General features: G+C 69.9%; 23 protein-coding genes and 1 riboswitch. Of the genes, 14 read left to right on the plus strand and 9 right to left on the minus strand.

Annotated features, from left to right (window positions below; genetic code table 11):
- Nucleotides 1–2 precede the first annotated feature (2 nt).
- The 5 genes from BFF77_RS08120 to gcvT form a co-directional block, all read right to left on the minus strand.
- Nucleotides 3–845 carry a vWA domain-containing protein gene (locus BFF77_RS08120; protein WP_066945587.1) on the minus strand — a complete coding sequence of 281 codons (843 nt, stop codon included), beginning with the start codon at nt 843–845 and terminating at the stop codon, nt 3–5.
- Nucleotides 846–1,170: 325 nt separating this feature from the next.
- Complete coding sequence (locus tag BFF77_RS08125) at nt 1,171–2,553, minus strand: L-serine ammonia-lyase (RefSeq protein WP_066945589.1); 1,383 nt, start codon at nt 2,551–2,553, stop codon at nt 1,171–1,173.
- A gap of 220 nt (nt 2,554–2,773) precedes the next feature.
- Nucleotides 2,774–4,045: a serine hydroxymethyltransferase gene (gene glyA, locus BFF77_RS08130; RefSeq protein ID WP_066945591.1), complete on the minus strand. Its 1,272-nt coding sequence runs from the start codon at nt 4,043–4,045 to the stop codon at nt 2,774–2,776.
- A 33-nt stretch (nt 4,046–4,078) separates the two neighbouring features.
- Nucleotides 4,079–4,456, minus strand: coding sequence for a glycine cleavage system protein GcvH (gene gcvH / locus BFF77_RS08135; protein WP_066945593.1), 378 nt, complete (start codon nt 4,454–4,456; stop codon nt 4,079–4,081).
- A 252-nt stretch (nt 4,457–4,708) separates the two neighbouring features.
- Complete coding sequence (gcvT, locus tag BFF77_RS08140; RefSeq protein WP_066945596.1) at nt 4,709–5,848, minus strand: glycine cleavage system aminomethyltransferase GcvT; 1,140 nt, start codon at nt 5,846–5,848, stop codon at nt 4,709–4,711.
- A gap of 147 nt (nt 5,849–5,995) precedes the next feature.
- Nucleotides 5,996–6,093: riboswitch (glycine riboswitch) on the minus strand.
- Between the two features lie 174 nt (nt 6,094–6,267).
- Here gcvT and BFF77_RS08145 point away from each other — a divergent pair.
- The 10 genes from BFF77_RS08145 to BFF77_RS08190 all read left to right on the plus strand — a co-directional run bounded on the left by BFF77_RS08145 (nt 6,268) and on the right by BFF77_RS08190 (nt 17,812).
- Nucleotides 6,268–6,942 carry an AAA family ATPase gene (locus BFF77_RS08145; protein ID WP_066945598.1) on the plus strand — a complete coding sequence of 225 codons (675 nt, stop codon included), beginning with the start codon at nt 6,268–6,270 and terminating at the stop codon, nt 6,940–6,942.
- A gap of 319 nt (nt 6,943–7,261) precedes the next feature.
- Nucleotides 7,262–7,996, plus strand: a complete 735-nt coding sequence (locus tag BFF77_RS08150; protein WP_066945601.1) for an enhanced serine sensitivity protein SseB — start codon at nt 7,262–7,264, stop codon at nt 7,994–7,996.
- Between the two features lie 153 nt (nt 7,997–8,149).
- Nucleotides 8,150–8,935: an enhanced serine sensitivity protein SseB C-terminal domain-containing protein gene (locus BFF77_RS08155; protein ID WP_066945605.1), complete on the plus strand. Its 786-nt coding sequence runs from the start codon at nt 8,150–8,152 to the stop codon at nt 8,933–8,935.
- Nucleotides 8,936–9,291: 356 nt separating this feature from the next.
- Complete coding sequence (locus BFF77_RS08160; RefSeq protein ID WP_066945608.1) at nt 9,292–10,290, plus strand: ABC transporter permease; 999 nt, start codon at nt 9,292–9,294, stop codon at nt 10,288–10,290.
- A 44-nt stretch (nt 10,291–10,334) separates the two neighbouring features.
- Complete coding sequence (locus tag BFF77_RS08165) at nt 10,335–12,101, plus strand: ABC transporter substrate-binding protein (RefSeq protein ID WP_066945611.1); 1,767 nt, start codon at nt 10,335–10,337, stop codon at nt 12,099–12,101.
- Nucleotides 12,102–12,243: 142 nt separating this feature from the next.
- Nucleotides 12,244–13,254 carry an ABC transporter permease gene (locus BFF77_RS08170; protein ID WP_066945613.1) on the plus strand — a complete coding sequence of 337 codons (1,011 nt, stop codon included), beginning with the start codon at nt 12,244–12,246 and terminating at the stop codon, nt 13,252–13,254.
- Entirely contained in the window at nt 13,251–14,336 is a 1,086-nt protein-coding gene (locus tag BFF77_RS08175; protein ID WP_066945616.1) for an ABC transporter ATP-binding protein, read from the plus strand. Before BFF77_RS08170 ends, BFF77_RS08175 begins: the two co-directional genes overlap by 4 nt.
- Entirely contained in the window at nt 14,333–15,505 is a 1,173-nt protein-coding gene (locus tag BFF77_RS08180) for an ABC transporter ATP-binding protein (protein ID WP_066945619.1), read from the plus strand. Before BFF77_RS08175 ends, BFF77_RS08180 begins: the two co-directional genes overlap by 4 nt.
- Before the next feature lie 191 nt (nt 15,506–15,696).
- Complete coding sequence (locus tag BFF77_RS08185) at nt 15,697–16,539, plus strand: thioesterase family protein (protein WP_066945621.1); 843 nt, start codon at nt 15,697–15,699, stop codon at nt 16,537–16,539.
- Between the two features lie 109 nt (nt 16,540–16,648).
- On the plus strand, nt 16,649–17,812 hold the full coding sequence (locus BFF77_RS08190) for a cysteine desulfurase family protein (protein WP_066945623.1): 1,164 nt from the start codon (nt 16,649–16,651) through the stop codon (nt 17,810–17,812).
- A 27-nt stretch (nt 17,813–17,839) separates the two neighbouring features.
- Here the strand turns inward: BFF77_RS08190 and BFF77_RS08195 are convergent, their stop codons facing one another.
- Nucleotides 17,840–18,559 carry an N-acetylmuramoyl-L-alanine amidase gene (locus BFF77_RS08195; RefSeq protein WP_066945625.1) on the minus strand — a complete coding sequence of 240 codons (720 nt, stop codon included), beginning with the start codon at nt 18,557–18,559 and terminating at the stop codon, nt 17,840–17,842.
- 61 nt (nt 18,560–18,620) lie between these two features.
- Between BFF77_RS08195 and mnmA the strand changes: the two genes are divergently transcribed.
- Entirely contained in the window at nt 18,621–19,751 is a 1,131-nt protein-coding gene (mnmA, locus tag BFF77_RS08200) for a tRNA 2-thiouridine(34) synthase MnmA (RefSeq protein ID WP_079124941.1), read from the plus strand.
- 127 nt (nt 19,752–19,878) lie between these two features.
- On the opposite strand, the gene BFF77_RS08205 is transcribed toward mnmA, so the two are convergent.
- From BFF77_RS08205 to BFF77_RS08215, 3 genes are all read right to left on the minus strand, one after another.
- Nucleotides 19,879–21,462 (minus strand): N-acetylmuramoyl-L-alanine amidase, encoded by a 1,584-nt coding sequence (locus BFF77_RS08205; RefSeq protein ID WP_066945628.1) that lies wholly within the window; start codon nt 21,460–21,462, stop codon nt 19,879–19,881.
- Nucleotides 21,463–21,724: 262 nt separating this feature from the next.
- Complete coding sequence (locus BFF77_RS08210; RefSeq protein WP_079124948.1) at nt 21,725–22,525, minus strand: alpha/beta fold hydrolase; 801 nt, start codon at nt 22,523–22,525, stop codon at nt 21,725–21,727.
- 100 nt (nt 22,526–22,625) lie between these two features.
- Entirely contained in the window at nt 22,626–22,961 is a 336-nt protein-coding gene (locus tag BFF77_RS08215) for a DUF427 domain-containing protein (RefSeq protein WP_066945708.1), read from the minus strand.
- A gap of 175 nt (nt 22,962–23,136) precedes the next feature.
- Between BFF77_RS08215 and BFF77_RS08220 the strand changes: the two genes are divergently transcribed.
- The 3 genes from BFF77_RS08220 to BFF77_RS08230 all read left to right on the plus strand — a co-directional run bounded on the left by BFF77_RS08220 (nt 23,137) and on the right by BFF77_RS08230 (nt 25,444).
- Entirely contained in the window at nt 23,137–23,676 is a 540-nt protein-coding gene (locus BFF77_RS08220; RefSeq protein ID WP_066945631.1) for an LOG family protein, read from the plus strand.
- 86 nt (nt 23,677–23,762) lie between these two features.
- Entirely contained in the window at nt 23,763–24,452 is a 690-nt protein-coding gene (locus BFF77_RS08225; RefSeq protein WP_066945633.1) for an SDR family oxidoreductase, read from the plus strand.
- Complete coding sequence (locus tag BFF77_RS08230; RefSeq protein ID WP_066945636.1) at nt 24,449–25,444, plus strand: methionine synthase; 996 nt, start codon at nt 24,449–24,451, stop codon at nt 25,442–25,444. Before BFF77_RS08225 ends, BFF77_RS08230 begins: the two co-directional genes overlap by 4 nt.
- Nucleotides 25,445–25,475: the final 31 nt, after the last annotated feature.

Raw genomic sequence — 25,475 nt, forward strand, 5'->3', positions numbered from 1 at the left:
GCTCAGCGCAGTTCCGTGGCGCGCGTACCGATGTCGAGGAACTCGATGATTGAGGTGATGTCGGCGTTGTAGACGAAACCGCGGGTGGCGTCGCTGACACGGTGGCCCTGCGAAGCGGCGTAGGAACGCATGTGACTGGGCAGCACGCTCGACATGTGGAAGAGCAACCGAGAGTATGTGTCGGGGAGGTCGCCCTCGCCGTCGGGGAACGTGACGGGAGTGCCGCTCGCTCCGGACACATGCAGGTTGAAGAGCAGCACCGCCCCGTCGGCAGTTGCGTGCGAGGCGAGCCCGATGGCCGCGCTCGTGGGATCACCGTCGGTGGACTCTCCGTCGGTCAGGTTGAGGACGATGGGCGGGAATCCGCCCGGGTGCTCGTCAACCCAGCGGGCGACCAGGGAGTCGGCGTAGCCGAGGGCCCGAGTCATCGGGGTGCCGCCGTTGGTGACCGGGTCCATCCAGACGGGGAACTGCACGGTCGTCTCGACGAGGCCGCCGGCGCCGTCCGGCACCTTCTTCGTACGGCTCTCCAGACGAGCGGGGTTGTTCGCGATCTCGCTCAGCGGTACGAGGTCACGCCCGGCGAGCCCGCCCGTGAAGGCCGAGCCGACCTGGGTGTGGCCGTAGCCGATCACCGCAACATGGAAGTAGTCGCGGACGCCCTCTTCCTTTGCGCACTTGACCGACAACTCCGTGAGCAGCCGGTTGATAGCATCTGACACGACCTGGGCACGCTGCTGCACCATCTCGCCGCTGCCGATGGGGTCGCTCATCGAGGCTGACTGGTCCACGAGGAAGATGAAGCAGCCGGGGTTGGTGCGGCTGATCTCGGCGGTGTACGGCATCTCGGCAACCGGCTCCTTTTGCGTGACGGGTGGACTGAACGCCACGGCATCGGACGCGCGCGGAAACCTGACCCCCCAGGAAAGCCCGATGGTAGCGGATACGTTGCTGTTCGGTGAGCGGATCGAACTGGAGGGACGGGCGGCGTCCACGCGGCGGGACGGCAACGCCTGGTGTCGTCAAGACTTGGATTCCCTTCCTCGTGGAGGCCGTCCTCCGCCCACTTTCGGCTCTGCCGGAGGGGACTTTCCAGGAGGGATCCGCCGTGTGTGCCGGAAAGTCCTGACAGATCTGACAGACAGGAAACCGCTGGGCGAGGGCGGTTTCTCAGCACTCGATGATGTTCACCGCGAGGCCGCCGCGGGCCGTCTCCTTGTATTTGACGGACATGTCGGCGCCCGTCTCCTTCATGGTCTTGATGACCTTGTCCAGGGAGACCTTGTGGCTGCCGTCGCCGCGCAGGGCCATTTTCGCCGCCGTGACGGCCTTGACCGCCGCCATGCCGTTGCGTTCGATGCAGGGGATCTGGACCAGACCGCCGACCGGGTCGCAGGTCAGGCCCAGGTTGTGTTCCATGCCGATCTCGGCAGCGTTCTCGACCTGTTCCGCGCTGCCGCCCAGGACCTCGGCGAGTGCGCCCGCCGCCATGGAGCAGGCGGAGCCGACCTCGCCCTGGCAGCCGACCTCGGCGCCCGAGATGGAGGCGTTCTCCTTGAAGAGCATGCCGATGGCGCCCGCCGCCAGCAGGAAGCGGACCACGTTCTCGTCCTTCTCCTCCGCCGTGGCGCCGCCCGCCGCGAAGTTCATGTAGTAGTGCAGGACCGCCGGGATGATGCCGGCGGCGCCGTTGGTGGGCGCGGTGACCACCCGGCCGCCCGCCGCGTTCTCCTCGTTCACGGCCATCGCGTAGAGGGTGATCCACTCCATGGCGTGCGCCTGCGGATCGCCCTCGGCGCGGAGCTGGCGCGCGGAGTGGGCGGCGCGGCGGCGGACCTTCAGTCCGCCCGGCAGGATGCCCTCACGGGCCATCCCGCGCGAGACACACGCCTGCATCACCCGCCAGATCTCCAGCAGCCCGGCTCTGATCTCGTCCTCGGTGCGCCAGGCCTTCTCGTTCTCCATCATCAGCGCGGAGATCGACAGACCCGTCTCGCCCGACAGCCGCAGCAGGTCGTCGCCCGTGCGGAAGGGATGCCGCAGCACGGTGTCGTCGAGTTTGATCCGGTCCTCGCCCACGGCGTCCTCGTCCACGACGAACCCGCCGCCCACGGAGTAGTACGTCTTCTCCAGCAGGAGGCCGCCGTCGCCGTCGTACGCGAGGACCGTCATTCCGTTGGGGTGGTACGGCAGGGCCTCGCGGCGGTGCAGGACCAGATCCGCGGCGGCGTCGAAGGCGATCTCGTGCATACCGAGCACATTGAGCCGGCCGCTGCTGCGGATACGTTCCGCCTGCTCGTCCGCGCTCTCCACGTCCACGGTGCGCGGTGAGTTGCCCTCCAGCCCGAGCAGCACGGCCTTCGGAGTGCCGTGGCCATGGCCGGTCGCGCCGAGCGAACCGTACAGCTCGGCCCGGACCGTGGCGGTGTGGGCGAGCAGGCCCTCGTTCTTGAGGCGACGGGCGAACAACCCGGCCGCGCGCATCGGACCGACCGTATGGGAGCTGGACGGGCCGATGCCGATCGAGAACAGGTCGAAGACCGAGATGGCCACGGGGGTGACTCCTTGCTGGCTGGTAGACGCCTTTGTCTGCCGGGGTGGTGCAGAGATGACGTGTACATAGATACGGTCCGGGGCACCACGCCGCACGTTCAGTGTGCGCGGTGCCCCGTGAACCCCGGCCGAACGGATGACGTCGGACCGGGTGGTGCGTGCGTTCGAGCTGGTGTCGCCGTGCGTGTTCGAGCCGAACCCGGTTGTCCGGGCGCGGTCCTTACTTCAGGCCCGGGTACAGCGGGTGCTTCACGGCCAGCGCGGAGACCCGCCCGGCCAGTTCGTCACGGTCGTACGTCGGCTTCAGCGCCGTCGCGATGATCTCCGCGACCTCGGTGAAGTCCTCGGTGGTGAAGCCGCGGGTGGCCAGCGCCGGCGTGCCGATCCGCAGACCCGAGGTGACCATCGGGGGACGCGGGTCGTTCGGCACGGCGTTGCGGTTGACCGTGATGCCGATCTCGTGCAGCCGGTCCTCGGCCTGCTGCCCGTCCAGCTCGGAGTCGCGCAGATCCACCAGGACCAGATGCACGTCCGTACCGCCGGAGAGTACGGACACGCCCGCCTCGGCCACATCCGGCTGGACCAGCCGCTCGGCGAGGATCCGGGCGCCCTCCAGCGTGCGCCGCTGGCGCTCCTTGAACTCCTCCGTCGCCGCGATCTTGAAGGAGACCGCCTTGCCGGCGATGACATGCTCCAGCGGACCGCCCTGCTGACCGGGGAAGACCGCGGAGTTGATCTTCTTCGCCAGTTCCTTGGTGGAGAGGATCACACCGCCGCGCGGGCCGCCCAGCGTCTTGTGGGTGGTCGTGGTGACGACATGCGCGTGCGGCACCGGGTTCGGGTGCAGCCCGGCCGCGACCAGACCGGCGAAGTGCGCCATGTCGACCATCAGATACGCGCCGACCTCGTCCGCGATCCGGCGGAACGCGGCGAAGTCGAGCTGCCGGGGATACGCCGACCAGCCGGCCACGATCAGCTTCGGACGGGACTCCTTGGCGAGCCGCTCGACCTCGGTCATGTCGATCTGGCCGGTCTCGCCGTCGACGTGGTAAGCGACGACGTCGTAGAGCTTGCCGGAGAAGTTGATCTTCATGCCATGAGTGAGATGCCCGCCGTGGGCGAGATTCAGACCCATGATCGTGTCGCCGGGCGTGAGCAGCGCGAACATCGCCGCCGCGTTCGCCTGGGCGCCCGAGTGCGGCTGTACGTTCGCGTGCTCGGCGCCGAACAGGGCCTTCACCCGGTCGATGGCGATCTGCTCGACCACATCGACGTGCTCACAGCCGCCGTAGTAGCGGCGGCCCGGATAGCCCTCGGCGTACTTGTTGGTCAGGACGGAGCCCTGCGCCTCCATGACGGCGACCGGAGCGAAGTTCTCCGAGGCGATCATTTCGAGCGTGGACTGCTGACGGTGGAGCTCGGCGTCGACCGCGGCGGCGACATCCGGGTCGAGCTCATGGAGCGAGGAGTTCAGAAGCGACTTCGAAGACATCACAGTCCCTGGGGTGTCAGTGGCCGGAGCACGTCAGTTGCCGGAAAAGTCTTGGTACTCGTCGGCGGTGAGCAGATCGGACGGCTCTTCCGCCACACGTACCTTGAACAGCCAGCCGCCTTCGAACGGAGCGGAGTTCACCAGTGAGGGGTCGTCCACCACGTCCTGGTTCGTCTCGATGACCTCACCGGTCACCGGGGCGTAGAGATCGCTGACCGACTTGGTCGACTCCAGCTCTCCGCAGGACTCGCCCGCGGTCACCGTGTCACCGACCTCGGGGAGCTGGGCGAACACGACATCACCGAGGGCGTTGGCCGCGAACTCGGTGATCCCGACCGTCGACACCCCGTCCACGGGGTTCGTCAGCCACTCGTGCTCCTTGGTGTAGCGGAGCTGCTGGGGGTTGCTCATGACCTGAATTCTCCTGTACGCGGGGGAGTGGTGCGGAACGGCTGTCTTGAGGAACGAGACAGAACGAGCTGGAACAAGACGGGAGGGGGCCGAAACCGGGTCGACGACGGGAGGTCACCGGCACGGCACCGACACGCACGGCGTCGGCACGGCACCGGAACCCGGGAGGCACCCTCCCGGGACGGCGCCCGGATCCCGGAGACGCGCCGGAGGCCGGCCCGGGGCGGAGCTGGAGCGCCGAGGACGTCCGTATCACTTCTGGCGCTTGTAGAAGGGCAGCGCCACGACCTCGTACGGCTCATGGGTGCCCCGGATGTCGACCCCGACGCCCGCCGTGCCCGGCTCGGCGTACGCGACGTCGACGTACGCCATGGCGATCGGCCTGCCCAGGGTGGGGGACGGGGCGCCCGAGGTGACCGCGCCGACGACCGCGCCGTCGGCGACGACCTGATAGCCCGCGCGCGGGACCCGGCGGCCCTCGGCGATCAGACCGACCAGCTTGCGCGGCGGCGCGCTCGCGGCGCGCTCGGCCGCCGCCTCCAGGGCCTCGCGCCCGACGAAGGCGCCCTCGTTCGACGTCTTGTCGAACTTCACGACCCGGCCGAGGCCCGCGTCGAACGGAGTGAGACCGGTGGTCAGCTCGTTGCCGTACAGCGGCATCCCTGCCTCCAGCCGGAGCGTGTCGCGGCAGGAGAGCCCGCACGGCACCAGGCCGACGCCCTCGCCCGCCTCGGTCAGCGCGCGCCACAGCGTCTCCGCGTGCCCGGGCTCGACGAACAGCTCGAAACCGTCCTCGCCGGTGTAGCCCGTGCGGGCGATCAGCGCCGGGACACCGGCCACGGTGCCCGGCAGGCCCGCGTAGTACTTCAGCCCGTCCAGATCGGCGTCGGTCAGCGACTTGAGGATGCCCGGGGACCGCGGCCCCTGGACGGCCAGCAGCGCGTACGCGTCACGGTCGTCGCGCACCTCGGCGTCGAAACCGGCGGCGCGGGCGGTCAGCGCGTCCAGCACCGTCTCGGCGTTGGAGGCGTTGGCGACGACCAGATACTCGCTGTCGCCGAGGCGGTAGACGATCAGATCGTCCAGGATTCCGCCGTCCTCCCGGCAGATCATGGTGTAGCGGGCGCGGCCCACGGCGACGGCGCCGATGTTGCCGACCAGCGCGTGGTCGAGCAGCCGGCCCGCGGCCGGACCCGAGACGGTGATCTCGCCCATGTGCGAGAGATCGAAGAGCCCGGCCCCGGTCCGTACGGCGAGGTGCTCGTCGCGCTCGCTGCCGTAGCGCAGCGGCATGTCCCAGCCCGCGAAGTCGGTCATGGTCGCGCCCAGCGCGCGGTGCACGGCGTCGAGGGCGGTCGTACGGGGGGCGCTGCTCGGCGGGGCGTGATTCATCGGTGTGGCTCCCAGGGCATGACGACGAGGACGGTCCTCCCCATCTGTCATCGGAACCTGAGAGGTTCACCACGACCACCCGTACCAGGGGTCATGACTTGCACCTTGGGTGGAGCCGCGGCACTGCGGCCCGCTTTTCAGATCTGCCTCGTCCGCGCGGTACGGGGCCTGAGAGATTCAAGGGAGGAACTTGCTCCTTCGGCGCCCGGCGCACACGGTGACCGGGACTCTCCCGCGCGGATTCAAACGGCCGGTATGCAGTTGGCGGGCACATCATCGCACGCATCCGGGTGATTCGGAGCGCCTGGCCCGTAACTGGCCGGACGGCGTGAAAAGCTTGTGCCGCATTACCATTTCTTTACACTTCGTGGGCAAGGGTCATGGGCCAGGCCGACTGAGCTGACAGGGGGACGGCGAAGATGTCGCAGAGGTCCGGGGCATATGTGACGACCGCGGGGGTGCCGGCCCAGCAGGGCGTGTCCGGCCGGGAGGCCGTGGCCCGGCCCGTGGCGGTCGTCAGGGATTTGAGAGGGCGCCGGGGCCGGGTGCCGGGCGCCCTGGTCTTCACCGCGGGCGACCTGGTGGTGGTCTCCGGGCTGCCGGGCAGCGGCAAGTCCACCCTGATCGGGCGGGCCGCCGAGGCCGGCGGGATCGACTCGCAGGACACCAGGGACCGCTGGGAGCGCCGGCTGCCGGGCGGCCTCCCCTATGCCGTCTACCGCCCGCTCGTCCGTATAGCGCATTACGCGGGACTGCGGCGCGCGCTCCGCTCCGGCGAGAGCGTGGTCGTGCACGACTGCGGTACGCAGAGATGGGTACGGCGCTGGCTGGCCCGCGAGGCCCGCAGACGTGGCCGCGGGCTCCATCTCGTCCTGCTGGACGTGCCGCCCGAGGTGGCCCGCGCGGGCCAGCGGGAGCGCGGTCGCGGCGTCTCCGGGTACGCGTTCGCCCGCCATCGCCGGGCCGTCCGCCGTCTGCTGCGCGGCGCCGAGTCGGGCCGGCTGCCCAGGGGCTGCGCCACGGCGGTGCTTCTGGACCGGGACGCGGCGGGGGCCCTGGACCGGATCGTCTTCCCTCCAGGGCCGGGCGGGTGACGGCGCGCTGAGCGCCGCACACCGGCAGGGGGCGCACGCGCGCGCGGGTACGAGCCCCTGCCTGCGGCGTTAGGGTGTGTCCGCACCATCGCGGCTCCGCCCCCGGGGCGGGGCCCGAGCCCGCCGCGGAGCGGCTGAGGCCACCGTGGTGCCCGCGGTCGCACGGCGGAGGACCGGTCTCGTACGGGACGTGCCCGGCCGGCGCCGGCAACGCCGCGAGCGTGGGCGCCCGTCAGGCCGAGCCGGCCGCGGATCCGGGGAAACGGCTTATGGGACAACCCTTGAGGTGCCGCGGCAGGCACGGGGGCGGAGGAAGACTGTGAACACTGCATGGCCGGGCAACGAGCTGGAAGAGGTGCTCGCCGCCTCGCTCGGCAGCCGGGGCGCGGGCGGCCGGCTGGTGGAGGTGCTCGGACGCAGCGAGGTCTGGGTGCCGCTGCCCAACGGCGGAGGCCCGGACAGTCCCGGTCTCGATCTGCCGACCCTGGAGATAGAGGGCGCGCCGTACGTCCCGGTCTTCAGCTCCCAGCAGCAGTTCCTCCAGTGTGTCGGCGCCCATATGCCCTTCACGGTGGCGCCGGCCCGTGACTTCGCGCGCGGCCTGCCCCCGCAGCTGGGTATCGCGGTCAACCCGGGCGGCATGGTCGGTATGCCGCTGCCGCCGCCCGCCGTCGCGGAGCTGTGCCGGGCGGGACGGACCCCGCTCGACGGTCCGGCGACCGGCGGCCGGGTCCGGCTCTTCGAACCGGACTGGCAGGAGGATCCGGTCGACTTCCTCTCGGCCGCCGCGGGCGAGTTCGAGGCGTCCGGCGTGGTGCTCTCGGCCCGCCGCGCGCTCGCCAGCGTCGAGGGCGACTCCCCGGCGCTCTTCATCGGCGTACAGCTCTCCTCGTGGGAGGCCGCCGACCGCAACGCGCCGCTGGACGCGCTCGGCCGCGCCCTGGGCCGGGTCGCGGTGGGCTGGCCCGTCAATCTCATCCTGCTGGACGTCGCCCAGGACCCGGTCGGCGACTATCTGCTGACGAAGGTGAGGCCGTTCTACCAGCGGGCATAGACACCAGGCGTCAAGGCTGTGTCAGGACGGCCGCCTAAGCTGGTTTGATGGCTGGGCCAGCGCGCGTGTGTCCGGACGGGCCTTCCCGCACGGGGGCCGACGGGCCTCGGGGCTGCTGGTCGAATGGTGGATCGAAGAGGGGCGGGACCCAGAGTGAGCGCGTCAGGCACCGCGGCGGCCGGGCAGGTCGAGCAGATGCTGCGCCAGGTGACGCCAGGACGCTACGACGCGTACGAGGCGCTCCTCCAGGCCCTCGCCGACGACAGCGTCTGGATGCTGCTCTGGCACGGCCGGGCCGGTTCACCGGACGCCCAGTACGGCAACATGGAGGTCGACGGGCTCGGGTACGCACCGTGCGTCACCTCGGCCAAGGAGCTCTCCGTCAGCGGCTGGACCCGGGCGCACGAAGTGGTCACCGGCCGTGACATCGCCCGCGCGCTCTATCCCGACCGCTGGGGAATCTGGCTCAATCCGCACGCGCCCGGCGGCGGAGTCGGCATCCCCTGGCTCGATCTGCGGCGGATCGCCACCGGACTGGACCGGATGCCCGCGGGACCGCTGCGGCTCTCCGAGCCGGCCATCGCGCTCCCGCAGTTCTACGCCCTGCTCACCCAGAACGCCCACCGCACACCCGCGGTCCGCTCGCTGCGCCGCGCCTGGGTGCAGCCGGCGCTCGGTGTCCCGTATCTCACGATCGGCCTGGATCTGTACGACACGAGCGCCGTGTCCGTCGATTCCGTCCGCGCGATGATGCGGCAGTCGATCACGGCGGTTCCGGACGGACTTCCGGTCTCGACGGTGGCGATGTCCGACGAGTACGACCCGGTGACGATGTGGCTACGGGCCAACGCGCGTCCGTTCTACGACCGCGAAGCACACGCGGGACCGGCGCCGACCTCGGGTTATGGCTATCCGCCGCCCGCTTCCCACGCGTATTGAGCCCGCCGGCGCGGAAGATACGGATGCTCGGGTTCCGCCGTATGTCAACCAGATTGAGCCCTGTGTCCGGTCTGACCGGATAGCGGACGACTTAGTCCGCTGAGACGAGCGGACCGTCCGGATAACGGAACACCTCTACCCGCATCACGTTTGAGCAAACATTCCTCTTGGGGACTGGCGGGTGATCGCGAAGTGGCTGAAGACTCCGGGGAGCAGGTGGTCTCGGCCTAGTGTGCGATGCGCTGACAGAAGCAGTTCCCGCCACAGGGGGACCACGTGCGTCATGTGATGTGAAAGTGCCGCTACAGCGGCGGTCATGGGCCGGCCACCGTCGGCCGAGAGGGGTCTCCAGCGCAATGACGGCACCTATCGAGACCACCGGGTCGGCGGCGACAGCGCAGCCGGAAGCGGTCCTGGAGGGCGCCGGGGGCAAGCAGATCGAAGGCCGTTCGCTCGGCCGGATCGCGTGGACGCGTTTCAAGCGGGACAAGGTCGCCGTAGCGGGCGGCGTCATCGTGATCCTGCTGGTTCTTGTCGCCGTACTGTCCAAACCGATCCAGGCGGTGTTCGGTCTCGACCCCAACGCCTTCAACCAGGATCTGGTGGATCCCACGCTGCTGGCGCCCAAGGGCGGCTTCGGCGGGATGAGCTGGGATCATCCGCTGGGCGTGGAACCGCAGACCGGGCGTGACATCCTGGCCCGTATCATCGAGGGCTCATGGGTCTCCTTGGTGGTCGCGGCCGGATCGACGTTGCTCTCGGTCGTCATCGGCGTCGTGATGGGCGTCGTGGCGGGTTTCTACGGCGGTTGGGTGGACAGTGCCATCAGTCGCATGATGGACACCTTCCTGGCCTTCCCGCTACTGCTTTTCGCGATCTCGATCTCCGCGTCGCTCCAGGGCAACGCGTTCGGTCTTGAGGGGCTTCCGCTCCGTATCGCCGTACTGATCTTTGTGATCGGCTTCTTCAGCTGGCCGTACATCGGCCGGATCGTGCGCGCGCAGACGCTCAGCCTGCGTGAGCGGGAGTTCGTCGAGGCGGCCCGATCGCTGGGCGCGCGAGGACCGTTCATCCTGTTCCGGGAGCTGCTGCCGAATCTGGTCGCGCCGATCCTCGTGTACTCCACCCTGCTGATCCCCACCAACATCCTCTTCGAGGCTTCTCTGAGCTTCCTGGGGGTGGGTATCGCACCGCCGCAGGCCTCCTGGGGCGGCATGCTGTCCACCGCGGTCGACCTCTACCAGGTCGACCCGATGTTCATGATCATCCCCGGTATGGCGATCTTCATCACCGTGCTGGCATTCAATCTGCTGGGGGACGGGCTGCGTGACGCACTCGACCCCCGTGGCAAGTAAGAGCGGCCCTGCCGCATCGGTCAATCGAGGGGGCTTTCCTCAGGATGAACAGCAGAAAGACGGCAGCGGCCATCGCCGTGACGCTGGCCATGGCGCTCGGTGCGAGTGCCTGCGGCAGCTCCGACAAGGACAGTGACGGCAACAAGGGTGGCGGCGGCAGCAGCGCCAAGGCCGATGCCGCGATGTCGGGCATTGTCAACACGACCGACAAGAAGGGGGGGACGGTCGTCTTCGAGCACTCCAGCGGCCCGGACTCCCTCGACCCGGGCAACACGTACTACGGCTGGGTGCAGAACTTCTCCCGCCTGTACGGCCGTACCCTGGTCACCTTCAAGCCGGCCGCGGGCAAGGAAGGTCTTGAGGTCGTCCCCGACCTCGCGACCTCGCTCGGCAAGGCCAGCCCCGACGCCAAGACCTGGACGTACACGCTCCGCAAGGGCGTGAAGTTCCAGGACGGCACCGAGGTCACCTCGAAGGACGTCAAGTACGCGATCGAGCGCAGCAACTTCGCGCCCGAGGCGCTCTCCAACGGTCCGACGTACTTCAAGTCGTACCTCGTGGGCGGCGACAAGTACAAGGGTCCCTACAAGGACAAGTCCCCCGAGGGTCTGAAGTCCATCGAGACCCCGGACGACTACACGATCACGTTCAAGCTGAACAAGCCGTTCGCGGACATGGACTACCTGGCCACCTTCTCGCAGACCGCTCCGGTCCCGCAGAAGGCCGACAAGGGTGCCGAGTACGTCCAGAACATCGTGTCCTCCGGCCCGTACAAGTTCGACTCGTACAGCGAGAGCAGCGGCGCCACGCTCTCCCGCAACCCCGAGTGGGACGCGGCCAGCGACCCGATCCGCAAGGCTCTGCCGGACAAGATCGAGCTGAAGCTGAACGTCAACGCGACGACGATCGACGAGCACCTGCTCAACGACACGATCACCGCGGACGCCGGCGGCACCGGTCTCCAGTCCAAGACGCAGCCGAAGGTGCTCGTCAAGGCCACCGAGAAGGCCAAGACGGACAATCCGTACGCGGGTGCGCTCTCGTACCTGGCGATGAACGTCAACGTGAAGCCGTTCGACAACATCGACTGCCGCAAGGCCGTGCAGTACGCGGTGGACAAGGCCGGTGCGGTCAACTCCATCGGCGGCTCGGTCAAGGGTGACCCGGCCAGCACGCTGATCCCGCCGTCGGTGAGCGGTTACAAGAAGTTCGACCTGTACGCGACGCCGGGCAACAAGGGCGACGAGGCCAAGTCGAAGGCCGCGCTGACGGCCTGTGGCAAGCCGGGCGGCTTCAAGACCACGCTGACGGCCCGTGCGGACCGTCCCGACGAGGTCACCGTGGCCACCCAGATCCAGGAGAGCCTGAAGAAGGTCGGCATCACGGCGGACATCAAGACGTTCCCGTCCGACAAGTACTTCACGGACTTCGCCGGTGTGCCGGCCTGGGTGCACAAGAACAACGCGGGCCTCATGATGATGGCCTGGGGTGCCGACTGGCCCAGTGGATTCGGCTTCCTCGACCAGATCGTGAACGGTGCGGCCATCAAGCCGTCCGGTGGCACGAACCTGATGGAGCTGAACGACCCGAAGATCAACAAGGCGCTGTCGGAGGGTATCGGCACCGTCGACCCGGCCGAGCGCACGGCCGCCTGGGGCAATGTCGACCAGCTCGTCATGGAGAACGCCTCGGTCGTCCCGCTCTTCTACCGCAAGAACCTGCTCTACCGGCCCGAGTCCGCCGGCAACGTCACCGTCACCGAGGCCTACCTCGGCATGTACGACTACACGCTGCTGACCTCGACCAAGTGACACCCGGTGGCACCGGGTCCTCCCGGTGCCACCCCGTAACACCTGTAACACCTGTACATCAAAACAGCACCCCCCGAAAGGCAGGTGAAGGTGCCGGGCCGCCCTGGCGTACCCCGTCAGGTCGGCCCGGCACCAAACGGCTGTGGCTGCGTACATCATCCGACGCGTCTTCGCCGCGGTGTTGCTGCTGCTGGTGGTCAGCGCAGTCACGTTCGCGATCTTCTTCCTTGTGCCTCGCCTCGGCGGGCAGACGACCGACTCGCTGGCCGCCCAGTACATCGGCAAGAGTCCCACTCCGGACGCCATCGCCGCTGTCAAGAAGAACCTGGGGCTCGACCAGCCCCTCTACCTTCAGTACTGGGACTTCATCAAGAGCATCGTGGTCGGCGCCGAGTACAACTTCGGCCCCAATCCCTCGGTCTGCCATGTGCCCTGCTTCGGCTACTCGTTCAAGACACATGTCGAGATCTGGCCCCAGATACTCGAGCGCGTGCCGGTGACCCTGTCGCTGGCCGTCGGCGCGGCGGTCCTCTGGGTCCTCTCCGGTGTCGCGATCGGTGTGCTCTCCGCGCTCAAGCGGGGATCGATCTTCGACCGGCTCGCCATGGGCGTCGCCCTCGCCGGCGTCTCGCTGCCGATGTTCTTCACCGGCCTGGTCTCCCTCGCCCTGTTCAGCTTCCACTGGACGATCTGGGACGACCTCCACTTCGTACCGTTCACCGAGAATCCCGGTGAATGGGCCTGGAACCTGATCCTTCCCTGGTGCACGCTCGCCTTCCTCTACTCGGCGCTCTACGCACGGCTCACCCGTGCCGGGATGCTGGAGACGATGGGCGAGGACTACATCAGAACCGCGCGGGCGAAGGGACTGCGGGAGAGCAAGGTGGTCGTCAAGCACGGCCTGCGCGCGGCCCTGACGCCGCTCGTCACGATCTTCGGCATGGACTTCGCGCTGCTGCTCGGCGGTGCGGTCATCACCGAGAACGTCTTCTCCTTCCAGGGCATGGGCGCCTACGCCATCCTGGGTGTGAAGCAGAGCGACCTGCCCATCGTGATGGGTGTGACGCTGGTCGCCGCCTTCTTCATCGTTGTCTGCAACCTGCTGGTGGACCTTGTGTACGCCGCGATCGACCCCCGGGTGAGGCTCTCATGAGCGACGTACAGAAGACGGGCGCGGAGAAGGCCACCACGGGTACGGGTTCCGCCGGCGGCGCCGACAAGTTCCTCTCCGTACGGGACCTGCGGATCCACTTCGACACCGACGACGGTCTGGTGAAGTCCGTCGACGGCGTCAGCTTCGATCTGCAGGCCGGCCGGACCCTCGGCATCGTCGGTGAGTCCGGTTCGGGCAAGTCCGTGACCTCGCTGGGTGTCATGGGGCTGCACAACTCCGAGCGGGCCAGGATCTCCGGTGAGATCTGGCTGGACGGCGAGGAGCTGATCGGCGCCGGTCCCGAGCGCGTGCGTGAGCTGCGCGGCCAGAAGATGGCGATGATCTTCCAGGACCCGCTCTCCGCGCTGCATCCGTACTACAGCATCGGCGCGCAGATCGTGGAGGCCTACCGCGTCCACAACGCGGTGGACAAGAAGACCGCCAAGAAGCGGGCCGTCGAGATGCTCGACCGGGTCGGCATCCCCGAGCCCGCGCGGCGCTACGACGACTATCCGCACCAGTTCTCCGGCGGTATGCGCCAGCGCGCGATGATCGCGATGGCGCTGGTCAACAACCCGCAGCTGCTGATCGCCGACGAGCCGACGACCGCTCTGGACGTCACCGTCCAGGCGCAGATCCTCGACCTCATCCGGGATCTCCAGAAGGAGTTCCACTCGGCGGTCGTCATCATCACCCACGACCTGGGCGTCGTCGCCGAGATCGCCGACGAACTGCTGGTGATGTACGCGGGACGCTGCATCGAGCGCGGCACCGCGGAGAAGGTCTTCTACCAGCCCCAGCATCCGTACACCTGGGGTCTGCTGGGCTCGATGCCCCGTATCGACCGGGAGCAGACCGACCGGCTGGTGCCGGTCAAGGGAACGCCGCCCAGCCTGATCAATGTCCCCTCCGGCTGCGCCTTCCATCCGCGCTGCCCCTACGCGGACATCCCCGAGGACAACATCACCCGCACCGAGCGCCCTGAGCTGCGGCAGGTCACCGACGGACACTTCTCCGCCTGCCACATGTCGCCGGCGCAGCGGGAACAGATCTGGACCGAAGAGATTGCGCCGAAGCTGTGACTGATCCGAGCAAGAAGATTCCCGAGCAGGGGGCGGGCCAGGGACCGGACGGTTCCGGCCCCGAGCCGCTTCTCAAGGTCACCGGCCTGGCCAAGCACTTCCCGATCACCAAGGGTGTGCTCAAGCGCAAGGTCGGCGCGGTCAAGGCGGTCGACGGTCTCTCCTTCGACGTCCGGCCGGGCGAGACCCTCGGTGTGGTCGGCGAGTCCGGCTGCGGCAAGTCGACGATGGGCCGGCTGATCACGCGGCTGCTCGAACCGACGGGCGGCAAGGTCGAGTTCGAGGGCCGGGACATCACGCACCTGTCGGCGGGCGCCCTGCGCCCGATGCGCCGTGACGTCCAGATGATCTTCCAGGACCCGTACGGCTCGCTGAACCCGCGCCACACCATCGGCGGGATCGTCAGCACCCCCTTCAAGCTGCAGGGCATCCAGCCCGAGGGCGGGGTGAAGAAGGAGGTCCAGCGGCTGCTGGAGCTGGTGGGCCTCAGCCCCGAGCACTACAACCGCTATCCGCACGAGTTCTCCGGCGGCCAGCGGCAGCGCATCGGAATCGCGCGGGCGCTGGCGCTCAACCCGAAGCTGGTCGTGGCCGACGAGCCGGTCTCGGCGCTGGACGTGTCGATCCAGGCGCAGGTGGTGAACCTGCTGGACGACCTCCAGGAGGAGCTGGGTCTGACCTATGTGATCATCGCGCACGACCTCTCGGTCATCCGCCATGTGTCGGACCGGATCGCGGTGATGTACCTCGGCAAGATCGTGGAGCTGGCGGACCGCGCGTCGCTGTACGCGTCGCCGAAGCACCCGTACACCAAGGCGCTGCTCTCCGCGGTGCCGGTGCCCGACCCGAGCAGGCGCGGGGCGAAGAGCGACCGGATCCTGCTCAAGGGCGATGTGCCGTCGCCGATCAATCCGCCGAGCGGCTGCCGCTTCCACACGCGGTGCTGGAAGGCGACGGAGATCTGCAGGACCACCGAGCCGCCGCTGATCCAGCTCGCGCCGGGCCACCAGGCCGCCTGTCACCACCCGGAGAACGCGGCCGACCAGCGTCCGCAGGACACGGTGTCGGTGGCGTCGCGGGAGACGATCGAGCTGGCGGACGTGTCGGGCGCGGGCACGGAGACACCGGCCGAGGGCGGGGCCTCCCCGGAGGCCGGGTCCGCGGAGTAGACAGCGCGTACGCAGGGCCGGCCGGCCTCTGGTCCCCATGGGGCCGGGGGTCGGCGGCGTTTCCGGCCGTACGCCGTGCCTTCGCGGGGCGGCGGCCGTACGCCGTGCCCTGCCCAGGCGCCGTGCATTTCACATGGTTGTCACCGTTGTAAGCTACTGCTTAGTACAGTCCTCTTGTAGGATTGTCTTCCATGGCACAGGCATCCATCGCGCCCATCGGGGACAGCGAGTTCGACCGCGGCACGGCCGTGATCCGGCGTGGGCCGGGCGTCCACGACACGACGCTCCTCCCGGGCTGGACGATCATGAATGTCCTCAACGGCGGCTATCTGCTGGCACTGATCGGCCGCGCGCTCGGCGACACCCTGCCGCACGCGGACCCGTTCGCCGTCTCGGCCCACTACCTCACACCGTCGACGCCCGGTCCCGCCGTGGTCCGTACGGAGACCGTACGGACCGGCCGTACGCTCTCCACCGGCCAGGCGTCCCTCTTCCAGACCGCCGAGGACGGCACCGAGGTCGAACGGATCAGGGTGCTCGCCTCGTACGGCGATCTGGACGCGCTGCCCGACGATGTGCGGACGGCGGCGAAGCCGCCCGCGATCCCGCCGTTCGAGCGCTGTGTCAGCTCCGCCGACGGGCCGCCGCCGCCCGGCGACTTCGCGATGATCGACCGGCTCGACCTGCGGCTGGACCCGGCGACGGTGGGCTGGGCCGTCGGTGCTCCGTCCGGGCTGGGCGAGATGCGCGGCTGGTTCCGGTTCGCGGACGGCCGGGACGCCGATCCGCTCGCGCTGCTGCTGGCCGTGGACGCGCTGCCGCCGACCGCGTTCGAGATGGGCCTCAACGGCTGGACCCCGACGGTCGAACTGACCGCCCACATCCGCTGCCGACCGGCGCCGGGCCCGCTCCGGGTCGCGCTCACCACCCGTAACCTGGCCGGCGGCTTCCTCGAGGAGGACGCGGAGATCTGGGACAGCGCGGACCGTCTGGTGGCCCAGTCCCGCCAACTCGCCCGTGCGCCGCGGGACTGACGACCCGGCGGATCGCGGCCCCGGCGGGCGGTGGTACGCCCCGCGGGCGGTGGGCCGGTGCGGACCGGGGACGTGTACGGCTTCCCCGACTCGTAGAATCGAGTCCACCATGGCATACCTCGACCACGCCGCGACCACTCCGATGCTGCCGGAGGCGATCGAGGCGATGACCGCCCAGTTCGGCCTCGCCGGCAACGCCTCCTCGCTCCATGCCGCCGGGCGCCGGGCCCGTCGTACCGTCGAGGAGGCCCGCGAGACGCTCGCGGAGGCCCTCGGCGCACGGCCGAGCGAGGTGGTCTTCACCTCGGGCGGCACGGAGGCCGACAATCTCGCCGTGAAGGGCCTGTACTGGTCCCGCCGCGCCGCCGATCCGGCCAGGACCAGGGTGCTGGCCAGCCCGGTGGAGCACCACGCCGTCCTCGACGCCGTGAACTGGCTCGGCGAGCACGAGGGCGCGACCGTCGAGTACCTGCCGGTCGACGGCTACGGACGGGTGAGTCCCGGGACGCTGCGCGAGGCCATTGCGCGCGATCCCGGGAGTGTCGCCCTCGCCACCGTCATGTGGGCCAACAACGAGATCGGCACCATCCTGCCGGTCCGTGAACTGGCCGAGGTTGCGGCGGAGTTCGGTATTCCGCTGCACTCCGACGCCGTCCAGGCCTTCGGCCAGACGGAGCTGGACTTCGGTGCCTCGGGACTCGCCGCGATGACCGTCTCCGGACACAAGATCGGCGGCCCGTACGGCATCGGGGCGCTGCTGCTGGGCCGTGAGTACACCCCCGTACCCGTGCTGCACGGCGGTGGCCAGGAACGCCATGTGCGCTCGGGCACCCTCGACGTGCCGGCGATCGCCGCGTTCTCCGTGGCGGGCAGGCTCGCCGCCGAACGGCAGGAGCGGTTCGCCCAGCACATCGGCGCGCTGCGGGACGAACTGATCGAGGCCGTACGGACGGCCGTCCCCGACGCCGTCCTCGGCGGCGATCCCGACCACCGCCTGCCCGCCAACGCGCACTTCAGCTTCCCCGGCTGCGAGGGCGACTCGCTGCTCCTGCTGCTCGACGCCCAGGGCATCGAGTGCTCGACGGGCTCGGCCTGCACGGCGGGTGTGGCGCAGCCCAGCCATGTGCTCCTCGCCACCGGCTGTGATCCCGATCTGGCCAGAGGCACGCTGCGCTTCTCCCTCGGCCACACCTCCACCAGGGAGGACGTGAAGGCGGTGGCGAAGGCCATCGGCCCGGCCGTCGAGCGGGCCAGAAGCGCCGGGCTCAGCTGATCCCGGCGGTCCCGGCGCGCCTCCGTCTCAGGCCGTGCCCGTTCGCGCCGTGTCCGTGCCCGCCTCCCTGACCAGCCTCATGTAGAGGTCCCAGTCCCAGTACGGCCCGGGGTCCGTGTGGTCCGTGCCGGGGACCTCGACATGGCCGATGATGTGCTCCCGGTCCACCGGGATCCCGTAGCGCGCGCAGATCCCGGCGGTCAGCCGCGCCGACGAGCGGTACATCGCGTCCGTGAAGGACGCCTTCCGGTCCACCCATCCCTCGTGCTCGATGCCTATGGACCGCTCGTTGTACGCGCGATTGCCCGCGTGGTACGCCACGTCCAGCTCGCGGATCATCTGCGCCACATGGCCGTCCTTGCGCACCACGTAGTGCGAGGCGGCGCCGTGGGACGGGTCGCGGAAGACCTTGAGCGCCACCTGATAGCTGCCCTGGACGACATGGATCACCACGCGGTCCACCGCGTAGTCGTCGGGCCTGTCCGCCCGGCGCCAGTTCGCCGGAGAGGCCGCTATCCACTGCGCCCGCGCGTAATCCAGCTCACCTTCCTTGCGGGGCTTGTCGATGCCCGGCACCCGCCACCACACACGCGAGACCTTCTCGCGTGCCAGCACGCCGCCGCCGATCAGCGCCGCCGCGCCGCCGATCAGCACCGTCCTGCGATTGATCTCGCCGGAATCCGCGGCCCTGCGATGGCGGCCCCTGCCGCCCGCGCCCCCGGCCGCGCCCGGTGTTTTCTCGCCCATGTGATCGTCAACGCAAACCGGGGCGACTCCGGTTCCCGCCTGGCCGTACTCTGGGGAGGCCATGACACAGAATTCTCCGCGCCCACTCCGTGTGCTCGCCGCCATGTCGGGCGGCGTGGACTCCGCCGTCGCCGCCGCCCGTGCCGCCGAGGCAGGCCATGACGTCACCGGAGTACATCTGGCGCTCTCCGCGAATCCGCAGTCCTTCCGCACAGGCGCGCGCGGCTGCTGCACCATCGAGGACTCCCGCGACGCGCGCCGCGCGGCCGATGTGATCGGTATCCCGTTCTACGTGTGGGATCTCGCAGAACGCTTCCGTGAGGACGTGGTCGACGACTTCGTCGCCGAGTACGAGGCGGGCCGTACGCCCAATCCCTGTCTGCGCTGCAACGAGAAGATCAAGTTCGCCGCGCTGCTCGACAAGGCGCTCGCCCTCGGCTTCGACGCCGTGTGCACGGGCCACTACGCCACGGTCGTCATCGGCGAGGACGGCACCCGGGAGCTGCACCGCGCCAGCGACATGGCCAAGGACCAGTCGTATGTCCTCGGCGTGCTGGACGAGCGGCAGCTCGCACACGCGATGTTCCCGCTCGGTGACACCCTCACCACCAAGGACGAGATCCGCGCCGAGGCCGAGCGCCGTGGTCTGGCCGTGGCGAAGAAGCCCGACAGCCATGACATCTGCTTCATCGCGGACGGCGACACCCAGGGCTTCCTCGCGAAGCGCCTGGGCCGGGCCGAGGGCGACATCGTGGACGAGTCCGGTACGAAGGTGGGCAGCCACGACGGCGCGTACGGCTTCACCATCGGCCAGCGCAAGGGCCTGCGCATCGGCCGTCCGGCCGCCGACGGCAAGCCGCGCTACGTGCTGGACATCTCGCCCGTCGACAACACCGTGACGGTCGGTCCGGCCGCCGCGCTCGACGTCGTGGCGCTGACGGCCGTCAGGCCCCGCTGGTGCGGTACGGCGCCCACGGGACCCGGCGGCTACACCGCCCAGTTGCGCGCCCATGGCGGTGAGACGGCGGTGACGGCGGAGCTGGCGGACGGCACGCTGCGGGTCAGTTTCGAGGAGCCGGTCCGCGGTGTCGCGCCCGGCCAGGCGATCGTGCTGTACGACGGCACGCGCGTGGTCGGCTCGGCCACGATCGCGACGACGACACGGCGGCCCACAGCGGCGCTCACCGGTTGACGGAACGGGCCGGCCTCTTCGAGGAAGGGCTCTTCGGCGCGACGGCTTCGAGGAGACCTCTTCGAGGAGACCGGCCCGTTCACGGCTTCCGTCCGGTGCCGGGAGCGCTCGGCGGGGTGCGGCCGGTTCAGCGGCCGGACTGGAGCGCGGACCAGGTGGCCGCGCCGACGATGCCGTCCGCGGTCAGTCCGCGGCTGCTCTGGTAGTCACGCGCCGCCGTGGCCGTCCCCGGCCCGAACTGTCCGTCGATGGACACGGTCCGCCCGAGCGCGGCCGTCAGCGCGCGCTGGAGGCGCTCCACCACCGCGCCCGTGCTGCCCTCCCGTACCACGGCCGTGCTGCCCGCGGAGAGCAGCGCCGTCCATGTGCGGGCGCCGACGGCACCGTCGGCGGTGAGCCCGCGGGCGCTCTGGAAGGACCTGACCGCGTTCGCGGTCCGGGTGCCGAAGACGCCGTCCGCGGTGCCCGCGTCGTAGCCCTGCTGGTTCAGCAAGGTCTGGGCCGCCGTCACCTGGGCGCCGGTGGAACCACTCGTGAGGGTGGAGTACGAGGCGAAGTTGAGCTGCACGCCACCGCCGCCGCCGGAGCTGCCGCCCACGAGCTGCATGTAGTAGTTCCAGTTCCAGTTCGGCCCCGGATCGGTGTGGTCGTTGCCCGGTACCTCGGCGTGGCCGACGACATGCGCGCGGTCCTTGGGTATGCCGTACCGCTCGCACAGATACTTCGTCAGGGCGGCCGAGGAGCGGTACATGGCGTCGGTGAACCAGCTCGGGTCGGCGATGAAGCCCTCATGCTCGATGCCCAGACTGGAGGAGTTGGCCGAGCGCGCGTGGTACGCGGTGTTGCTGTCACGGACCGTCTGGGTGATCGCACCGTCCGAGGAACGCACCACGTAGTGGGCGCTCACCTGCGAGGACGCGTTCTGGAACCAGCTGATGGTCCCGGCGTACGAGCCCTGGGTGACATGGACGACCACGGTGCGGATCGACGCGCTGCGGCCGACGGCGTAGTTGGCCGCGTTGGCCGGGACCCAGGCGGCGGCGGGATAGTCGGGGCTGAGCGCGGCGCGCTCCCGGCCGCCGGCCGTGTCCGCCGCGTACCGGCCGCGCTCGGGCTCGACGGCGCGCGGCCGTACGGTGACCCGCTCGCCGCCCGCGACCTCCGCGGTGACGCCCTGCGCGAGGAGCGTGTAGACGGTGTCGGCGTACAGCCGCGCCGTGGCGGTGTCGGAGGCCCCGCCGTAACGGGCCACCACCGGATACCACTCGTCCACGCTGCGGCGCTCCGTGGCGTCCAGACCCAGCCCGTCGGCCAGCGAGCGCAGCACGGCCGCGCCGCCCCGGATGTTCGCCGCCGTGTCCGTACGCAGCCCGGCGCCCGGCTCACCGGTCAGCTCGGCGGCCTTCTCCAGCGTGCGGCTCCGCGGATTGCTCACCAGATGCATGACTCCGTAGCCGCCCGCCTGGCTCGGCTCACCGCGGTGTCCGTCGAGATGGGTCTCGCCGTACCCGACCGCCACCAGCAGGTCCCGTGGCACGCCGAACTCCGAGGCGGCGCGCGCGAAGGCCCGGCTCATGGAGTCGCGGTCCGCCGTGCCGACGGGAGCGGGCGCGGCGCCGGCGGGCTGGGCCGTGGCGACGAGCACCGCGGTGACCAGACCGCCGAGCGCGGACAGTGCCGCCCGTCTCCATGGCGTCGATCGTCGGTACATGCTTCCTCCTGGGTCGGTCTGTTCGGCGGTCTCCGCGCGAGCGGAGGCGGGTCTACGCCCGTTGAACGACCAGACCTACCGGCCAGTCATGTACATGTCAAGTACGTCCAACTGTCGTTGTCGGTACCGAAGTTGGGCGATTCTCGCATCCTGCCACGCACATGCCGCCGCCCGCGCGCACCCGGCCCGGGAGCTTCCGGGCGCGCGGGGCGCGGGGCTCGGCGGAGGCGGACCCAGGCCCTGTCCGGCGGGTCTTCGGGGATCAGCCGGACAGGCCCTGGGCCGCGAAGAACTCCCTCAGGACCGGCGCCAGCACATGCGGTGCCACATCGTGGGTCTGGCCCGTCAGGGTGCGATGGCGGCCCCGGGGCAGGGCCTTCGCCACCGATCTCGCCGCGTTCCGCAGCAGGACCGGGCTGCATCCGCCGTCCACGACCATCGAGCGGGTCCTGATGGACCTCAGCCGCTCCGCCGGGACCAGTCCCGGGCCCAGTACCGCGTTGTCGTACGCGAGGGTCTGTGCGAGTGCTGTCAGATCCGGCCACATCGGTGACCGCCGTAATCCGCTGATCATCTCGGGCGCCACCCCGACGACGGTCATGAACAGCTCGACCGCCTCGGCCCGTTGTCCTCCCGCCAGCAGCTCGGAGAGGCGCTCGGCGTAGGTCGCGTACTCCGCCAGATCGGCCGGGCCGGTGGCGTACGGCGGCTCGTAGACGGCGAGCTGGGTGACCGTCAGCCCGGCCGCCGCCGCCTCCAGTACGAGCGCGGCGCCCGAGGAGACGCCGTACACGGAGGCGCTGCCGCCCGCCTCCGCGATCAGGGCCGCCAGATCCTCTATCTCTCTCTCCACGGCGTACGGAGCGGTGTCACCGCTCGCGCCGCGCCCGCGCCGGTCGTATATGAGCACCTCGAAGACCGGCGCGAGCAGCTCGGCCAGCGGAGCCTGCGATTCCGCGGTGTTGAGCGCGCCACCGACCAGAATCACCGGTGGGCCCTCGCCCGTCCGCCGGTAAGCGATGGGGGTGCCGTCCCCCGATTTGGCAGTGCACACGTGGTCCATGGTGAGGCAGACCGGCACGCCGCGTACAACTCATCGCTCAACGGCGAGGATTTTCGCGGGTCCGCGTGCGGCCAGGGGCAGCCCCGGCCACGGCTTTCTCTCAGGCCGCGACGACTTCGGTGTCGTAGAAGCAGAAGTGGCCCTTGATCTGGGCGACTTCGGCCTTGGGCGTGGCGTAGCCCCAGACCAGATCCGCGGCGTCGGGCAGCGACCAGTAGGAGGCGTCGCCCTTGAACGGGCAGTGGGTGGTGGTCGCCGAGGGGGTCAGCAGCTCCGTGCGCACGTCCTCCGGCGGGAGGTAGTAGCGCACCGGACAGCCGGTCTCGCGCAGCACCAGCGGACTGCGGCTCTCGGCGAGCACCTGTCCGTCGCGTACGACGCGTACATGCTCGGTGCCCTGCTCGACGGTGATGGTGTGACCCGTGGCCATGGTGATCGGTCCCTTCGGTGGTTCCCGGCTCATACGTTTCCCGGCTCGCGCCACTCTCCTCAGCAACGAACCGGCTCACAGTCTTCCCGGCGAGCGCGGCCTTCCGGCAGATTCCGGCCGGAGCGGCCTCCCGGTGGGCCCGACTTTTCCGCGGGGCCGGACCGCCCCTTACCGTTGCCGCATGAATATCTGTGTCTTCCTCTCCGCCGCCGATCTCGACGAGCGCTACACCCGCCCGGCCCGTGAATTCGCCGAGCTGATCGGCAAGGGCGGCCACACCCTGGTGTGGGGCGGCTCCGACAGCGGGCTGATGAAGGTCGTCGCCGACGGCGTGCAGGAGACGGGCGGCCGGCTGGTGGGGGTCTCGGTTGACTTCCTCGGCGAGTTCGTGCGGCCCGTCGCCGACGAGATGGTGATCGCCAAGGATCTCGCCGAGCGGAAGGCGCTGCTCCTGGCCAAGTCCGACGCGGTCGTGATCATGGTCGGGGGTACGGGCACGCTGGACGAGGCCACGGAGATCCTGGAGCTGAAGAAGCACGCCCTGCACACCAAGCCCGTCGTCCTGCTCAACACGGCCGGCTTCTACGACGGGCTGAAGCAGCAGTTCCGGCGGATGGACGAGGAGGGCTTCCTGCCCGTCCCGCTCACCGACCTGGTCTTCTTCGCGGAGGACGGAGTCGGCGCGCTGGCGTATCTGGAGGAGAGCGCGGGCGTGCGCTGACCTGCCGGGAGGGCGAGCGCCCGGCCTTCCCGGAGGGCGGACGCGGGCGTGCGCCGGGCGGTCCTCGGTGATGCGACGATGACCGCATGGCTACCCATCTCATCACCGGTGCGGGCTCGGGCATCGGCGCCGCCGTCGCGCGCCGGCTGCACGAGCGCGGCGACGACCTGCTGCTTCTCGCCCGCGACGCCGGCCGCGCCAAGGAACTCGGCGCGGACTTCCCCGGCGCCCGTACGCTCGTCGGCGATCTCGCCGTCCCCGACAGACTCTCCTGGGCGCTCGCCCAGCAGCCGCTGCCCGACCGGCTCGACTCCCTGCTGCATATCGCGGGCGTGGTCGATCTCGGCCCGATCGCCGAGCTGACGCCCAAGGTCTGGCAGCACCAGCTCGCCGTCAATCTGATCGCTCCGGCCGAGCTGACCAGGCTCTTCCTGCCCCAGCTCCGGATCTCCCAGGGCCAGGTGATCTTCGTCAACTCGGGCGCCGGGCTCCACGCGCACGGCCAGTGGGGCGCGTACGCCGCCTCCAAGCACGGGCTCAAGGCGCTCGCCGACTCGCTGCGCCACGAGGAGATGGAGAACGGCCTCCGGGTGAGCTCCGTCTATCCGGGCCGTACGGCGAGCCCCATGCAGGTCAAGGTCCATCAGCAGGAGGGCAAGGAGTACGACGCGGCGCGCTGGATCGATCCCGGCTCGGTGGCCACGACGATCCTCGCCGCGCTCGATCTGCCGCGTGACGCGCGGATCGACGATCTGACCGTACGGCCGGGCCGATGAGCGATCTCGTCTGGGGACCCGCCACCGGTGTCGGCTCGATGCCCGGCGGTGACGCGAGGGAGACGGCCAAGGCCGTCACCGGCACCTTCGAGGACTTCCCGTATCTGCCGGAACTGCCCGCGCGAGGGCCGGGCGCCGACATGATCGGCCGCACGGTGGGACTGCTGGTCGAGGTCTACGCGCGCGTGGAGCCGAGCGGCTGGCGGATCGGCGACCGGCCGGGACGGGACACCAGGCGGGCCGGATCCTGGCTGGGCGAGGACCTCGACGCGCTGGAGGAGTTCACCCAGGGGTACCAGGGCCCGCTGAAGATCCAGGCCGTCGGGCCGTGGACGCTCGCCGCCTCGCTGGAGCTGCGCAACGGCCAGTCGGCGATCGGCGATCCGGGAGCCTGCCGCGATCTGACCGGTTCGCTGGTGGAGGGACTGACCGCGCATCTCGCGGAGGTACGGCGCCGGATCCCGGGATCGGTACCGGTGCTCCAGCTCGACGAGCCGTCCCTCACCGCCGTGCTGCGCGGCGAGGTCAGAACGGCCAGCGGCTACCGGACCCACCGCGCCGTGGACCGCCAGGTGGTGGAGAGCGCGCTGCGGGAGGTGACCGCGGTGGGCGCGGGAGCGGCGGTCGTGCACTCCTGCGCGCCCGACGTGCCGTTCGCGCTGCTGCGCCGGGCGGGCGCCGCGGCCGTCTCGTTCGATTTCGGCCTGCTCACCGAGCGTGACGAGGAGGCGATCGGAGAGGCGGTGGAGGGCGGTACGAAACTCTTCGCCGGAATCGTGCCGGGCACCGAGGGCCCATTGTCCGACCCGGCCGGTAGCGTCATGGGTGTCAGAACGTTGTGGCGCAGGCTGGGGCTGAATCCCGGGACTCTCGCCGAGTCCGTGGTGCTCACCCCCTCGTGCGGGCTCGCGGGCGCTTCTCCCGCGTACGCGCGCACTGCGCTCGCGCACTGTGTCAGGGCCGCGCGATCCCTCGCGGACAACCCTGAGTGACGATCCCCGGTGACGGGCCCTGGTGAACGGG

It is taken from the genome of Streptomyces lushanensis, from assembly GCF_001700515.1.
In the GTDB taxonomy this organism is placed as follows: domain Bacteria; phylum Actinomycetota; class Actinomycetes; order Streptomycetales; family Streptomycetaceae; genus Streptomyces; species Streptomyces lushanensis.

Bases quoted from the DNA above. Each gene is read 5' to 3' on its own strand.
- gcvT (WP_066945596.1), bottom strand. From the start codon at position 5,848: ATGAATCACGCCCCGCCGAGCAGCGCCCCCCGTACGACCGCCCTCGAC.
- mnmA (WP_079124941.1), top strand. From the start codon at position 18,621: ATGACACAGAATTCTCCGCGCCCACTCCGTGTGCTCGCCGCCATGTCG.
- BFF77_RS08195 (WP_066945625.1), bottom strand. From the start codon at position 18,559: ATGGGCGAGAAAACACCGGGCGCGGCCGGGGGCGCGGGCGGCAGGGGC.
- BFF77_RS08120 (WP_066945587.1), bottom strand. From the start codon at position 845: ATGCCGTACACCGCCGAGATCAGCCGCACCAACCCCGGCTGCTTCATC.
- BFF77_RS08225 (WP_066945633.1), top strand. From the start codon at position 23,763: ATGGCTACCCATCTCATCACCGGTGCGGGCTCGGGCATCGGCGCCGCC.
- BFF77_RS08220 (WP_066945631.1), top strand. From the start codon at position 23,137: ATGAATATCTGTGTCTTCCTCTCCGCCGCCGATCTCGACGAGCGCTAC.
- BFF77_RS08185 (WP_066945621.1), top strand. From the start codon at position 15,697: ATGGCACAGGCATCCATCGCGCCCATCGGGGACAGCGAGTTCGACCGC.
- BFF77_RS08230 (WP_066945636.1), top strand. From the start codon at position 24,449: ATGAGCGATCTCGTCTGGGGACCCGCCACCGGTGTCGGCTCGATGCCC.
- gcvH (WP_066945593.1), bottom strand. From the start codon at position 4,456: ATGAGCAACCCCCAGCAGCTCCGCTACACCAAGGAGCACGAGTGGCTG.
- BFF77_RS08210 (WP_079124948.1), bottom strand. From the start codon at position 22,525: ATGGACCACGTGTGCACTGCCAAATCGGGGGACGGCACCCCCATCGCT.
- BFF77_RS08205 (WP_066945628.1), bottom strand. From the start codon at position 21,462: ATGTACCGACGATCGACGCCATGGAGACGGGCGGCACTGTCCGCGCTC.
- BFF77_RS08165 (WP_066945611.1), top strand. From the start codon at position 10,335: ATGAACAGCAGAAAGACGGCAGCGGCCATCGCCGTGACGCTGGCCATG.
- BFF77_RS08175 (WP_066945616.1), top strand. From the start codon at position 13,251: ATGAGCGACGTACAGAAGACGGGCGCGGAGAAGGCCACCACGGGTACG.
- BFF77_RS08145 (WP_066945598.1), top strand. From the start codon at position 6,268: ATGTCGCAGAGGTCCGGGGCATATGTGACGACCGCGGGGGTGCCGGCC.
- glyA (WP_066945591.1), bottom strand. From the start codon at position 4,045: ATGTCTTCGAAGTCGCTTCTGAACTCCTCGCTCCATGAGCTCGACCCG.
- BFF77_RS08190 (WP_066945623.1), top strand. From the start codon at position 16,649: ATGGCATACCTCGACCACGCCGCGACCACTCCGATGCTGCCGGAGGCG.
- BFF77_RS08160 (WP_066945608.1), top strand. From the start codon at position 9,292: ATGACGGCACCTATCGAGACCACCGGGTCGGCGGCGACAGCGCAGCCG.